The organism is Anaeromassilibacillus senegalensis (genome assembly GCF_001261775.1).
Classification (GTDB): domain Bacteria; phylum Bacillota; class Clostridia; order Oscillospirales; family Acutalibacteraceae; genus Anaeromassilibacillus; species Anaeromassilibacillus senegalensis.
On the sequence record NZ_LN868538.1, the window covers coordinates 814,735 to 828,661 of the forward strand.

12 protein-coding genes, 1 tRNA gene and 1 pseudogene are annotated in these 13,927 nt (G+C 56.5%); 10 read left to right on the forward strand and 4 right to left on the reverse strand.

Annotated elements, in window-relative coordinates:
* Positions 1–6: 6 nt before the first annotated feature.
* On the reverse strand, positions 7–1,713 hold the full coding sequence (locus BN2106_RS16845) for a hypothetical protein (RefSeq protein WP_050699163.1): 1,707 nt from the start codon (positions 1,711–1,713) through the stop codon (positions 7–9).
* Between the two features lie 115 nt (positions 1,714–1,828).
* Here BN2106_RS16845 and BN2106_RS13925 point away from each other — a divergent pair, with 115 nt between their 5' ends.
* From BN2106_RS13925 to mobP3, 4 genes are all read left to right on the forward strand, one after another.
* Positions 1,829–2,038: a helix-turn-helix domain-containing protein gene (locus tag BN2106_RS13925; protein ID WP_050699164.1), complete on the forward strand. Its 210-nt coding sequence runs from the start codon at positions 1,829–1,831 to the stop codon at positions 2,036–2,038.
* Positions 2,035–2,580 carry a helix-turn-helix domain-containing protein gene (locus BN2106_RS13930; protein ID WP_050699165.1) on the forward strand — a complete coding sequence of 182 codons (546 nt, stop codon included), beginning with the start codon at positions 2,035–2,037 and terminating at the stop codon, positions 2,578–2,580. Before BN2106_RS13925 ends, BN2106_RS13930 begins: the two co-directional genes overlap by 4 nt.
* A 176-nt stretch (positions 2,581–2,756) precedes the next feature.
* Positions 2,757–3,158 (forward strand): hypothetical protein, encoded by a 402-nt coding sequence (locus BN2106_RS13935; protein ID WP_050699166.1) that lies wholly within the window; start codon positions 2,757–2,759, stop codon positions 3,156–3,158.
* The gene (gene mobP3, locus BN2106_RS13940; RefSeq protein WP_050699167.1) at positions 3,158–5,119 is read left to right on the forward strand and encodes a MobP3 family relaxase; all 1,962 of its coding nucleotides are present in this window, start codon (positions 3,158–3,160) and stop codon (positions 5,117–5,119) included. The genes BN2106_RS13935 and mobP3 overlap by 1 nt, the downstream gene beginning before the upstream one ends.
* Positions 5,120–5,137: 18 nt before the next feature.
* Here mobP3 and BN2106_RS13945 read toward each other — a convergent pair whose 3' ends face one another.
* Positions 5,138–5,890: a metallophosphoesterase gene (locus BN2106_RS13945; protein WP_050699168.1), complete on the reverse strand. Its 753-nt coding sequence runs from the start codon at positions 5,888–5,890 to the stop codon at positions 5,138–5,140.
* Between the two features lie 205 nt (positions 5,891–6,095).
* Here BN2106_RS13945 and BN2106_RS13950 point away from each other — a divergent pair, with 205 nt between their 5' ends.
* Together BN2106_RS13950 and BN2106_RS13955 are read left to right on the forward strand one after the other, a co-directional pair.
* Positions 6,096–7,298: a tyrosine-type recombinase/integrase gene (locus BN2106_RS13950; RefSeq protein WP_050699169.1), complete on the forward strand. Its 1,203-nt coding sequence runs from the start codon at positions 6,096–6,098 to the stop codon at positions 7,296–7,298.
* Positions 7,262–8,617 (forward strand): annotated as a pseudogene (locus BN2106_RS13955) (tyrosine-type recombinase/integrase); the annotation flags it as partial. The gene BN2106_RS13950 and the pseudogene BN2106_RS13955, both read left to right, overlap by 37 nt.
* A 135-nt stretch (positions 8,618–8,752) precedes the next feature.
* On the opposite strand, the gene BN2106_RS13960 reads toward BN2106_RS13955, so the two are convergent.
* A complete protein-coding gene (locus tag BN2106_RS13960) occupies positions 8,753–9,421 on the reverse strand; it encodes a hypothetical protein (protein WP_050699170.1) in 669 nt (222 codons plus the stop codon).
* A 544-nt stretch (positions 9,422–9,965) separates the two neighbouring features.
* Here BN2106_RS13960 and BN2106_RS13965 point away from each other — a divergent pair.
* Positions 9,966–10,406, forward strand: a complete 441-nt coding sequence (locus BN2106_RS13965; RefSeq protein ID WP_154666543.1) for a hypothetical protein — start codon at positions 9,966–9,968, stop codon at positions 10,404–10,406.
* 147 nt (positions 10,407–10,553) lie between these two features.
* On the opposite strand, the gene BN2106_RS13970 is transcribed toward BN2106_RS13965, so the two are convergent.
* Positions 10,554–10,629, reverse strand: a tRNA-Pro gene (locus tag BN2106_RS13970).
* Between the two features lie 538 nt (positions 10,630–11,167).
* Here BN2106_RS13970 and BN2106_RS13975 point away from each other — a divergent pair.
* The 3 genes from BN2106_RS13975 (at position 11,168) to BN2106_RS13985 (ending at position 13,838) form a co-directional block, all read left to right on the forward strand.
* A complete protein-coding gene (locus tag BN2106_RS13975; RefSeq protein WP_050699172.1) occupies positions 11,168–11,890 on the forward strand; it encodes a 16S rRNA (uracil(1498)-N(3))-methyltransferase in 723 nt (240 codons plus the stop codon).
* A 13-nt stretch (positions 11,891–11,903) separates the two neighbouring features.
* Complete coding sequence (gene ymfI, locus BN2106_RS13980) at positions 11,904–12,626, forward strand: elongation factor P 5-aminopentanone reductase (RefSeq protein ID WP_050699173.1); 723 nt, start codon at positions 11,904–11,906, stop codon at positions 12,624–12,626.
* Between the two features lie 111 nt (positions 12,627–12,737).
* On the forward strand, positions 12,738–13,838 hold the full coding sequence (locus BN2106_RS13985) for a DUF3298 and DUF4163 domain-containing protein (RefSeq protein WP_050699174.1): 1,101 nt from the start codon (positions 12,738–12,740) through the stop codon (positions 13,836–13,838).
* Positions 13,839–13,927: the final 89 nt, after the last annotated feature.

Below are 13,927 nucleotides of genomic sequence, written 5' to 3' on the forward strand. Positions count from 1 at the left end.
CGTCCGTCAGGTGGCCAGATAGTGGCGGCGCATCTGCTTCTTTTCCTCTCTGGGGTCGAAGAGGGAGAGCTGCAATTCCTCATTCCGCGCGATGTGGGGATTGCGCAGCAGGGTACAGCTGTCCCCGTGGTCGTAAGCCGCCCCCGGCGCATAGAAGGAGCCCTCCGGAAGATCGTCGGTCATGGCGCTGAGGTAAAACGTCCGCTGCCTGCGGTCCTGGGGCGGCGTGGGCGGCAGCAGGCGGGCCATAAAGTCCAGCAGGTCGCCGGAGAGATACCGGTTGTCCCCGGCCACGATGAGCCGGCCCAGGGAATAGTCCTTCAAAATCTGCTTGGCCTTCCCGTCCAGCACGTCCCGATAGACCGGCTCGGCCAGCAGGCGGTGATTCTTTTTCAGCAGCGCGGCCAGCAGCTGGTCCCGGCTCCTGCGCCGGGAGAACAGGCTCCGCCGCTCCAGCGCCTGCAAGAAGTAGCTGCGGCGAAAGGTCTCGTTGGCCCGGAAGTTGTAATAGGCCAGCTCCGTCTCCTTGGTGAGCCAGGAGCGCTCGTCCTCCTCCGGGCTGTGGGTCCAGCCGTCGGGCAGGTCCCGGGGGCGGAACTCGTCCGCCCGGATGGAGGCGGTGTTCAAAAACTGGTAGTTCAAGTCGGTGTGGGTCTGGGGCTTTTCCTTGCTGACGTTGGTGATGTACAGGGCGTGGCGGTAACGTCGGAAGACGGCCCAGTAGTCCGCCCAGGTCATGCCGCTGTCCCGCAGCCAGCCGCAGCCCTTGAACATACTCTTGGTGAGGATGACGTCCACGTCCTCCACCCGATGTTGCTCGCCCCAGATGTCCGTGACGGTCTCCGTGCCGCAGCAGTGGAGGAAGTCTTTGAAATCCACCTGGTGCAGCATCCCCTTGACGTAGGGCAGCCGAATTTGAAACGAGGTGTGGACAGCTGCGCCGCAAAAGGCCCGGTCCACCACCTTGGCGTACTCCTTGGAGATCAGGCCCTCGCCGTCAAAGCAGGTGACGGGGATGTCCGTCCGCTTTTCCACCCGGCGGTATTTTCGGGTGCTGCCGGTGGCACCGTCGTCCTCCACGGTGATGACGCGGACCTGACGGCGGATATGCTCCGGGTTGTCGATGACGATGACCCGGTGGGGCCTGTCGATATCCACGCCCTCCACCCGAACGCCGCTGGAGAGCATGAGGCCGTTGTAGGCATAGAGCTTGCTGAGCTGGCAGTCGCCGATGGTCATGTCCATCATGATGCGGCGGCGCACCACGTCGTAAATATCCGCGCGGAGGAAGGACAGCTTGGCCTGACGGCTCATGCTGCCAGAGCGCTCGAAGGCCAGATATCGGCGGGGCCCGGAGCCAAAGTCCAGGCACACCCCCTCCGGGCGAAACAACGTCTTCGCCTTTTCCTGGCGGAGCTGCTGCCGTCCGCGCGCCCCGCTGCGGTCGAAGATGCCGGAGAAGTTCATGTAAAAGATCTGGTCGGCAAGGTCGGGGATGAGGCGCTCGACTTCCGATTCCGCGAAATGGTCGCCCCGGAGTACGCACATGATCTGGAAGAACAGCGCGTTGCTGTCCTGCTCATGAAGCGCCGCTGGGCGTTTGCATTTCTCCGTGGCGGCGCGGTCCAGGACGAAGCTGTATGCGCCGTCCTCCTGGGCCCCATAACTGATCACTGCCCGGGCGGACAGCTCGTAGATCCGGTACTTGGTCATTGCCTCACCCCCTGTGGGTTTATTCTAACACAGAGAGTGAAATTTGCAAAATGAATACTGCTCCCACAAATTCTGTGGGGGCTTTTATTTTGATATTGCAAGGAGGAAGCAAACCATGAAAACATCCGCGTACAAGCACTACGACGAACTGCCGCTGTTTCTCAATGCAGAGACCGTGGCAAAGGCGTTGGGGGTGTCGCCCTCCAGCGGGTATGAGCTCATGCACGAAAAAGGGTTCCCGGCGCTGCGGATCGGCAGCCGCATTGTCGTTCCCAAGGAGAAGTTTATCGCATGGGTGGAGCAGAATACGGGAGGTGCCATTTGAAGCACAGGCAGTATTTAAAGCGCGATCCCATCAAAAATTACTTCCCACTGCCCAATGAAATTTTTGTACTTGGCCTCAACTCAGGTGAGATTTCGGTCTACTCCTATCTGCTCTATCTGGAGAACCGGAAAACCTTTCAGTGCTGGCCCAGCTACAAAACCATCTGCAAGGCGGTGGGCATGAGCCGGAACACGGTGCGGAAATATGTGATGGCGCTCGAGGAGAAGGCACTAATCTCCACCGAGCCTACCAGCGTCCGCACCCAATCCGGCCAGAAGCGCAACGGCAGTCTGCTCTATACCATTCGCCTCATTCAGGAAGCGCTGGATTTATTCTACGAGCGGCAGATGGCGCGGGCTGATTTGACTGCACAGCGCCGACACGCTGCGGACGAGCTGGCAAACCTTGCCCCTGTCGGCCACTGTGATCCGCTGTGTGGGGCTTTGGAGCAGAGGGAGGGGAGCTGCCCCGCCCAGGGCGTTGATGGCGAATTCGAAGCCCTTTTAGGCGAGGAACGGAGGACGAAAGAGAAAGCAGGATAAAGGGCAGGCGTCGCAAGCGCGCCAGCCCGGTCACAACTGCCCGCAGTGTGGGCAGTTTCAGGGGCTTCGAGTCGGGGTCTTGAAACGGAAAATATGTGCCGCAAGAGGTCTGAAATTCAGAGAATCCCCCTGCGGACAACCTTTCCGCATGGGTCTTGCGGAGAAACGGAGGAAAAATGAGCGAAAGAGAAAAATTTCCGGTCCGGCTGGAGCCGGAGCTGCGGGAACGGCTGGAACGCTATTATACCATGGACGGCAGCCGAAGCCGGCGGGAGTATATCGAAAACGCGATTCGGTTTTATTCGGACTATCAGGAGATACAGGGGACCCAATCCCTTCTGCCAAAGGAGATCATCACAGCCATAGACGGCCGGCTGGGGATGCTGGAGGACCGCATGGCGAGCCTGCTGTTCAAATACTCGGTGGAGCTGGACATGGTGTGCGGACTCCTGTCCGGTGCCTTTGAAATCGACGAGGAGTCTCTGCGCCGCCTGCGTGCGGAGAGCGTGAAAAACGTAAGGCAGACCAACGGGCGCGTTTCTCTGGAGCAGAGGATGCGCCGTGAGGGCGCCGAGTGATGGCAAAGCTGATCGTCAAAAGTTCCTACATCAAGTGCACCGGCAGCGGTAACGCCGCCGGTGCCGGGGGCTATCTGTGCTACATCGGCACCCGTGAGCATGTGCAGAAGCTGAATGATGATCGTCCTCCCACGCGGAGGCAGGAGCAGCTTATCGCAAAACTGATGAAGGATTTTCCTGCCGTGAAGGAGCTGGATGAGTACAGCGACTACTCCGAACACAAAACGAAAGCCAATGCCTCCGCGCTTATTACCATGGCACTGGAGGAAAACTGGTCGGCGGTCAGTCAGATGGCTGGCTACATGAAGTACATCGCCACCCATCCCCGCGCGGAGCGGCTCAGTTCCCACGGCCTGTTCGGAGATGCGGACAGCATCGATCTTGAAAAAGCAATGGCGGAACTTAATTCCTATACCGGAAACGTCTGGACACACATCATTTCCCTGCACCGGGAGGACGCCGCCCGTCTGAGCTATGACAGTGCCCAGGCGTGGCGCAACCTCCTCCGAGTACACAGAAATGACATCGCGTCGGTGATGAAGATTCCGCCGAAGGACTTCCGCTGGTACGCCGCCTTCCACGACGAGGGCGGCCACCCCCACGTCCACATGATGGCGTGGTCGGCGAAACCGGGGCAGACATATCTCTCCCGTGAGGGCATCCGCCAAATCAAATCCGTACTCATGAACGACATCTTCAAGCAGGAGCTGCTCCATGTTTACGAGCAGAAGTCCGCCAGCCGGGACGAGCTGGTGCGGCAGGCGCGGCGGGAAATGCTGGCACTGGTGCGCACTATGCAGGCAGGTTTCTGCGACCATCCCGAGGCGGAAACGCTGGCTCTTCAGCTGGCACAAAGGCTGGAAACGGTGCGGGGCAAGAAAAGCTACGGTTATCTACCGAAGCCCCTGAAAAACATCACCGACCAAATCGTGGACCAGATGGAGCGCATTCCTGCGGTTGCACAGTGTTATGAAAAATGGCTGACGCTCCAGGGACAGGTGGACAGCTACTACGGTGTCAGCGAGCGCAAGCGACTGAAATTGTCCGAGCAGAAGGAGTTCCGCGCCATCAAGAATGCGGTCATTCGGGTGGCCGAGTCTATCCGTATCGGGGAAATCACCTTTGAGGACGAAGCTCTTTCGTCTGTGGACGAGCCGGAGAGCACCCGCTACAATGTAGCGTTCTACTGCCGCTACCGGGATATGATTTACGACACCGACCTGCCCTTGGACGAACGGGACTACGCCGTGGAGCAGATGACCACAGCCGCCCAGGCGGGCAACCCCTATGCCCAGCACCTGCTGGGCAAGCTCTACCGGGATGGTACGGTGGTGATTCCCGATGCGGAAAAGGCGCGGGACTGGTTTCAGCGGTCGGCGGAGCAGGGATTAAATGTGGCCCGGTACGCCTTGGGCAAGCTGCTGCTCACCGATGATCCGCTGGCGCGGAACATCCCGGCGGGTCTTCGCTGGCTGGAGCAGGCACGGCAAAACGGCAACTCTTACGCTGGATACCGACTGGGCAAGGAGTATTTGCGGGGGAAAATCGTCCCAAGGGATGTGCCAAAGGCGCTGGAATATTTGAACGATGCGGCACAGCGGAGCAACCAGTTTGCTCAGTACACGCTGGGCAAACTCTACCTGCTGGGACGGGAGGTACCGCAGGACAAGGCGCTGGCGAAGCAATGGTTGAAACAATCCGCCGCCCAGGGCAACGAGTACGCTCAATTCTTTCTCGACCGGCTGGACCAGTTCCGCCCGCCCTCAGCGCTATTGGCGGCAACCCGTCTGCTGCGGCAGATCGGCAGTATTTTTCAGGACAACTCCCTGCCCAAGTCCAGTCCAGTGGGCATCCGCCACACCGACCATAAGCTCCGCCAGAGGGAGAGGGAGAAGAAAATCGCCCTGGGCCACAAGGCAGACGACCACGAGGAATACCAGGGTCCCGCCGTGTCCATGTAAAAAGAAAGGCGCCTCCCGTCAGCGGGAGGCGCGGGCATCCGCTTCCGTCACAGACAATGTGTGCGGGAGCAGCGCATAGTCGTTGAACAAAAAGCGGAGCTTGTCAATTTCCTTTTCGATGTGGTAGTGGCCGCAGTACCACCGCTCATAGTGCAGATGGCGCTCAATTTCATCGAGCCACTGCTCGGTGGATTTGTCCACTGTGGACTGGTCGACCATGGGAAGAAACGCCTCGACCGGCTCGTAGCGCAGCGGGCAGGTATGGGAGAGAACGATATCGACTTGCCAACCGCGCTTGGACAGAACGCGCTCCACCTTGGCCTTAATCTCCGGCGACGGCTGTTCATCCGCCCACCAATGCCAGCCTCTGGCGAGCCTGTAATACTTGTCCACACTGTATGCGCCGCCGATGACAAGACAGGCGTGACCGCAGAAATCAAAGACCTCGCCATCAACGGCGAACATGATATTGGGAAACTCAGGCTGGGCCCAGACCTGCCCGCCGTGGTAGCGCCGCAGCTCATAACCGAGCTCGGGGCCGGGGCGCATCTCGTGGTTTCCGTGAATGCAGAAGAAGGTGATTGACAATTCGAAAAGGACTTGCTTATTCAGCGTGTCCCGTCCGTCACCGAAATAGTTCAGCCCGGCATCACCCAGGATGATGAAAGTGTTCTCAGTGGTGACCGCTTTGGATACGAAAAAGCCTATGACCCGGTCAAAGCGCCCATGGGTGTCGCCGGTCAGGTACACGATGTTTTGTACTTGCTCCATTTGAGCACGCCTCCCTGTGTTGGCCGATATGTCAAGTATAGCTTGAAAACGCTGATATTGCAAGGAATGTTCTCTCAATGGCGTTGTCATGCAGACACCGAAACCATAAACACAAATAGCAGAAATATAGTCACGAATTTGATAGCTTTCCAAGGCTGATTGTGGTATGTGTTGTGTTGCGGAATCCCGAAACGAGGTGAAAACTATGGCAAAAAGAAGACCGTCTGGCGACGGCATGGTGCGAAAGCGGGAGGATGGTCGCTGGGAGGGCCGCATCGTCATTGGACACAAGCAAAACGGCGACCCCATCTTCCGCCATGTCTATGCCAAGACGCAAAAGGAGCTGATGGACAAGCTCCACCGCAATATCGAGGACTACCACGACGTGGACCTGACCGAGGACAGCCGCATGACGCTGGGCGAGTGGCTGAACCGCTGGCTCAGCGAGTACAAGGCAGAGACGGTTCGCCCCGGCACCCTGCGGGGCTACCGAACCCTGATCGAACAATATATTAAGCCCCAGTTGGGCGGCAAGCAGGTGTCCCTGATTACCACGCAGGACGTTCAGCGGATGTACCGCCGGTTGAAAAAAGAGGGGCGCGTGATCGAACACCCCGAAAAGGGTACCCAGCTTGCCGACTCCACCGTTCGCGGCATCCACTCCATGCTCCATCTGGCGATGCAGGACGCAGTGCAGGCGCATATCATTGCCAAGAACCCCACGGAGGGGACCACCGTGCCCAAGCAGAGCGGCGGCACGAAGCAGGTGCTGAACGACCGGGAGCTGGACGCTTTCCTCGCCGTCATCGAGGGGGATGAAATCTGGCACGATTTTTTCTATACGGAACTTACCACCGGTCTGCGGCGGGGCGAAATCTGCGGTCTCATGTGGCAGGACTTCGACGAGAGAAACAGTACGCTGAAGGTGTGCCGCACCCTCCACAGCAATAAGTTGGGGGTGTTCTCCCTGGGCGACACCAAGACGGGAACTGGCATGCGCACCATCGTCCTGCCTCAGAGCACGGCGGAACTTCTGCGGCGGCGCAGGGAGAAGTCCGTCAGCCAGTGGATTTTCCCCAACCCTGTTATGCCAGAGTTGCCCGTATCCCCCGGCGCAGCTTACAACCACTTGAAAACTTTATTAAAGAGGGCGGGCCTGCCCAGCATCCGGTTCCACGATCTGCGCCACACGTTTGCGACCCACGCCCTGGCCAGCGGCGTGGACGCCAAGACGCTCTCAGGTATTTTGGGCCACACCAACGCCAGCTTTACGCTGGACACCTACACCCATGTGACACCGGATATGCAGAAGACCGCCAGCGGCATCGTGGGCGGCTTCATGGAAAACCTCTTCGGAAAGGAGTTGAAACCGTGGCAAGAAAGCGAAAGAGCGGGGACGGAACCGTAAGACTGCGCAAGGACGGGCGCTGGGAGGGGCGGGTCGTCATCGGCTACGATGACAACGGGTACCCCAAGACTAAAAATGTCCTTGCCAAAACAAAAAGCGAGTGCATGGAAAAGCTCCAGGCACTCAAGGAAGCCTGCGGTGGGGTGAAGTCGGAAAAGCTGCGGCCCGAGATGCCTTTCGGGGACTGGCTGGAATATTGGTTTGAAAACCACTCCAAGCCGAAGCTCCGCCCCACCACTCAGGCAAATTACGAGAGTCGCATCCATCTGCACATTGTGCCTGAGATCGGTAAAATACCGCTGAACAAGCTGACGCAGAACGACCTACGGCAGTTCTACGCACGGCTCAAAAAGACCGGACGACTGCGCTTCACGGATCAATACGGCGAGGGGCTGTCCGACCGGATGGTGCGAAGGTGCCACGCAGTCTGCCGCACCGCGCTGGAAAAGGCGGTGCAGGACGGCCTCATCCGCACCAACCCCGCCATCGGCTGTAAGCTGCCGCCCAAGAAAGCGCGGGAGATGCAGGTGCTGGATCGGGAGGAGCTCCAGCGGTTCCTCATCCAGGCCAAGGCGGAGGGGTACTATAAGTTGTTTCTCCTGGACCTCGCCACCGGCCTGCGCCGAGGTGAGCTGATGGCCCTCCAGTGGGATGACCTGGACTTTAAGACTGGCGTCCTAAATGTGAACAAGCAGATCTACGATGTAAAGGGTGAGCTACAGCTCAGCACGCCGAAAACCAAGACCTCCATCTGCAAGCTGACTCTTCCGCCCGCAGTGGTAGCGGTGCTGAAGGAGTACCGGGAGACGGTGGACTCCCGCTGGATGTTTCCTTCCCCGGTGAAAGAGGACTGCCCCATGACCCCCTGCGCGGTGCGCAAGCGGCTCCAGCTCATCTTGGAACACGCCGGGTGCAAGCATGTCCGCTTCCACGATTTGCGCCATACATTTGCCACCCTGTCACTGCAGAACGGCATGGACGTGAAGACTCTATCAGCCATGTTGAGCCATGTGTCAGCGGCTACCACGCTGGACATCTATACCCATATAACCGACGATATGCGGCACACCGCCGCCGTTAATATCGACCGTGGCATCGGCAAGGCGGAGGCAATGGAGGAGGGAGTGGAGTCATCCTCAACCCAGCCGGAAACACCGAGAATGACCGATTTCAAGCCCTATGTGGGACGTAAACGCAAGCCCGGCACCGGCTGCGTCAGCGAGATCAACGACCACCTGTTTGAGGGAAGGTATTCACCAATGTGGCCCGACGGCAAGAAGCACGCCCGGAACGTCTACGCCAAGACGCATGAGGAGTGCTAGGAAAAGCTGAAGGCTCTGATTGTGCAGATGAAGATGGAGATAGCTGAGGCTAAGAAAAAAGCGGCAGAAGGGAAATAAGAGAAACACGAGGCGATGATATTTCACATCATCGCCTCGTGTTTGTATCAAAAGTTACGATTGCTCTTCCATTAAAAGCTGGAATATTTGCTTGTTGGTTTCGCTGTCACGGTGGAGCAGGCAATAGAGTAGGTCGTTTGTGGCCCCCTGCTCAAAGACAGGGACCAGCGGAGCAATAAGAAACCGTTGCTTCAGCCGCAGGTTGAGCGTCTCCATCAGCGGCTCCCCGGCTATATCAGAGATGCGCCGATATAAATCCGCCAGCTTGGGGACGTCACAGTTGTCGCCAATCCTGCTCTCCGCCTCCCGCAGGAAGTGCTTTACCGCAAAAGGGAGAAACTCGTCAGCAAGGGAAGCATACAGCAGGTTCATCCTCGTCTGACGCTCCTGACAGCGCATGATATCCACCCGGCCGATCAGCGCATTCAGCGCGGTGTCGTAGAAGGGGTGATCTTTCTCCGTGCCGTCCCGGTCCAGCACGTCAAAGCACAGGCTCCGCAGCTCGCCGCCCCGCTCAAAGCCGTCGCTCCCCGCCTCGTAAGCCAGCATCGCATTAGCGCCCTCCAGGTAAAGAGAGAGGTAGCTGTCCAGCAGGTACGCCTGCCTGCCCAGCTTCAAGCGGATGTCTCCCGCCAGCGTGAGCAGGGACTGGAGCGTCCCGCCCGTGGAGTCCGGGGCGAAGCGCCCGGAGAACCCCTGGTGTGTCTCAAAAATGTTCATCATATCCCGACCTTTCAGAAAGAGTCGGGAATTTCCCTTATCGTCAAAAGCGTATGCAAAGGCGGGGGGCATCACGCCCCGGAACCCATGCACGCGCAAAGTTTGATACTTGTGCCGCCGCGACAAAAGCGGTATACTAATTTTGTCGTGGCGCCGTTTTACGGTTGTGCCGGGTGGCCGATTCACCTTGGTGCAGGGCTGGTGTACTCGCAATACGCCAGTCTGCCATGACGTTTTTGATTGTCGGGGAAACCCCGCAAGTGTATGTAAACTCTGGCGGGAAGAAAAGTCAAGTTATGTTTTCGGGTTAAAAGCTGCGCCGCAATAAACAAAGAAAAAAACCTCTAAAATTGCTGTCACATAGTAAATACCTAACAGTCTAATAAAACTGTTTAAGCTGACATTACCTAATTTACATCACGTCTCGACAGGTTAATCTGCAACTGCTATACTTAATGTTAAAGAGAAGCCGGAAGCACTTTTGATGTGAGAGAAAAATAGAGGAAGAAGTGATTACATGTTCTCCTTTTTACGCGGGAAAAAAAAGTTGACAAAGCATGGCGACTACAAAAACCTGACCGCCCTCTATTTTGGTGCACCAGTATATGAAAAAGTTGATTTAGTGATTTACCGGCCTGAGAGAAAGTTAGAGTTATTTTTTAACACGCAGTCCTACATCTTAGATATGGATTACCTCTCTATAAGTATTTACCCAGACCTGTGCACTTCTTTCCTCGCACTGGGATCACGATGCTTTAATGCGGATTGGATGGACATGCAGTCAATCTTGGTGGCGGAACAAAACCGGCGTCAGAACTCAGAAAGCAAATTGCTCCCCAAAGACGGAATTGCTCTGCAATACGAAACAAAGGATGGAAAGCACATGTTAATTTTACTTTTGTCTGATGTTTTTCTTGAAATGATGCATTTGAACAACGATCTTAACGCGCTTCTCCCTGAGCAGCCTTACTCCAGAACAGAGTTATAAAATATAAACAAGATACGATTGTTTATATCCTGTCATTTTATTTTGTAAGTGTAATTATAGGACTTTGCCTCATTTTGGGACATTTAAACCCGCATAAACAGAGGCATAGCAAAAGACCGTCAACATATGTCGACGGTCTTTCCACTTTGGTCCGAGTGACACGATTCGAACGTGCGATCTCTTGGTCCCAAACCAAGCGCGGTACCAGCTCCGCTACACCCGGATATTTACTTTTTCGGTTTCCGAAAATTTTGCTGTCTGTGGTCAAAGCTGTGGTCAGAGGCAATTTTGAGGTGCTTTTCAATCAGCGGTCAAACCCCGCAAACGCCCGTGTCTCAACGGCTTCCGGCCTTGCGCCCTCACTCGCCCCGGATAACGTCCCGCCACTCCCAAAGCAGGCGCGCTACCAACTGCGCTACACCCCGTTGTATTTCTATTCTTGTTATCCCAAGTATAATTATTTTTGCGGGCTTTGGAAGCTGTCAAAGCAACTTCTTTCGCTCCATTGATGAATAGCCTTTTTATTATATGCAATATGCTGATAAAAGTCAATATCCCGCTTGGAAACAACTTCCTGCATCTGTATTTTTTACAGCCATCATGCTATAATAACCTCACGCCATGGCCAGAAATGAAGCCTTCAACAACCGAGAGCGTGTGAAGGCACACCTATGAGCAGCAATTGGTCATTTCAACACCGTTTGCAACGTACATAAATATAGTATCATAAAGTTCATTACAAAGGGAAAGGATGTTGCCGCATGCCCAGATTTTTTATCGACTACGTTCCGGAGGAAACCGCCGTTTTAACCGGCGCGGACGGAAAACATATCGCCAAATCCCTGCGGATGCATCCCGGAGAAAATCTGATTTTATGCGACAGCATCGGGACAGACTATCATTGTGAAATCGACCATATCGACGGCGAGAGCGTCACGGTGCGGATTTTGAACTTCTGCCGCAGCGTCAGCGAACCCTCTGTGCGCGCCACGCTGTATCAGGCCTTTCCCAAGGCGGACAAGATGGATACCGTCGTGCAAAAGGCAGTGGAACTCGGCGTCAGCCGGATTGTTCCCATGATGACCGCGCGCTGCATCTCCCGGCCCGACGCAAAGGCCGCCAGGAAAAAAGGCGAACGCTGGCAAAAGATCGCGGAGGAAGCCGCCAAGCAGAGCGGGCGCGGCGTGATCCCGCAGGTGGCGGCACCAATGGAATTCCAGGACGCGGTTTTGGACGCCGCTCAGGAGGGCGTCCTGCTCTTTTTCTATGAGGGCGGCGGGGAAAGCATCGTCTCTCTGGTTCAGCCGCAAGATCGTTCTGTTTCTCTTTTCATCGGCCCCGAGGGTGGTTTCGCGGAGGAAGAAGTCACATTTGCAAAGGCGCACGGTGCACAGGTAGCTACTCTTGGCCCGCGCATTTTGCGTACGGAAACCGCCCCCATCGCGGCGTTGGCCGCGATTATGCTGGCCAGCGGCAACATGTGAGGAGGGATTGGATATGCGAACGGCTTTGATCACCGGCGGTGCGCGCGGCATTGGCGCAGCATGTGCGCGGGGACTGGCACAGGATGGATTCCGTGTGGCGGTCAACTACCAATCCAGCCGCGACAAGGCGGAGGCGCTTTGCGAAACGCTCCAACGCATCAATGGGCTGGAACACCTTGCCATACAGGCGGACGTTGCCGACCGCGCACAGGTAGAGGCAATGTTTGCCCGTGTGGGCAGTGTAGACGTGCTGGTCAACAACGCGGGCATCGCGCAGCAAAAGCTGTTTACCGATTTGACGGATGCGGACTGGGACCGCATGTTCGCGGTGGATGTGAAAGGCGTGTTCCTCTGCTGTCAGGCGGCGCTGCCCTACATGATTCATGAAAAGCGCGGTGCAATCGTCAACATCAGCTCCATGTGGGGACAAGTCGGCGCTTCCTGCGAAGTGCATTATTCCGCGGCAAAAGCGGCGGTGATCGGGCTGACCAAAGCACTGGCAAAGGAACTCGGCCCGTCGCAGATTCGCGTCAACTGTATTGCGCCCGGCGTCATCGCCACGGAGATGAATGCCCTGCTTGATACGGAAACCATGGAAGCGCTCCGGGAGGAAACGCCGCTGGAAACCATCGGCACCGCGGAACAGGTGGCGGACGCGGTCCGCTTTCTCGCGTCTGACCGGGCCTCCTTTATCACCGGTCAGGTATTGGGCGTCAACGGCGGCATGATCCTCTAATTGTTAACAAACTGTTGACCAGGGTTTACATTTGTGTAACGGTGGTTGCCTTTTCAAGCTACGTTTCGTATAATACATTCATAAAAATATTGTCAGAGCGGAGGAAGCACATTGAAACAAACAAATTGCAAACGCGGGCTTGCCCTGCTTCTGGCAGCAGGAATCTGCCTGTTTGGTTCCGGTTGTACAAGCCCTGAGGAAGACGCCTCATCCGATCCCCCATCTTCCGGGATTGCCTCCAGCGAACCGGATATCATCGTTTCTTCCCAGCCGCCGAAGCAGGAGGAAACCTCCTCAATGAAGGCGCCTGAGGTGACTGTGGTCAGCCAGACCGCGGATCATATCCAGCGTGAAATGGTTACGCCGGTTTTTGCAGACTTTGCCGGTGCGGAGGAACTGAACGACAGAATCCGGCAGCAGCAAACCGATGATCTGGAGGAAATCGCGGGAATTTTGGAGGACTACGCGGAGCCTCCGGAAAGTCCGTTCTTTTACCGGAGCGTCTTTGATTATCAGGAAAACGGCCTGCTCTCCGTCTGCATGCTCAACGAAGACTACACCGGCGGGGCACATGGCATGCATTGGATCACCTCCTACAATCTGGACCCGGCGACCGGCGTCTTTTACGAATTTCGCGACCTGTTCCGTGATCCCGACACTGCGGTACAGACCGCCACTGCAAAAATTGAGGAAACCGTTCGCAGCTTCGACTTGGACGAAACCATGACCGCCGGGGCCATGCAGACTGTTCAGGAGCAAAACGGCAATTTTTCCTACTACCTTTCCGGTGACCAGCTGGTGATCTACTATCAGCCCTACGACATTGCGCCGTATGCGGCGGGCCTGATCCGCATCCCGATCCCGTTGAGCGAACTGGGAGAAACCGTTGTTCTCCTGCGCCACACACCGGAGCGCGCCAGCGTGCGCGTCAACGGCAAGGATACCAGCGTAAGCCGCAAACTGCTGCTTAACGAAAACGGGGATGCGACCGTTCTGCTCCCCATGCCGGAAATTGCGCGCCTGTGCAACGTGGAAGCAACCATCAAGAACGAATCCTGCATGATTGCAGGCAAGGAATATGATGTCACGTACGCCAACGGCGGCGCGTATATCTCCCTCTATGACTTCCTGGACGCCGTGCAGAACGACGTACCCGGGTGTTTGGTCGTCTATGGCGAAGATGAAGTGCTGCGCATGTACACAGAGACATAACAAAATAGCCTGATCACAATGCACGCTTTACACAAAATATTGGCCGTATAAGCGCGAAGGGGCCGTTGCAGTTTGAATTCTGCAACGGC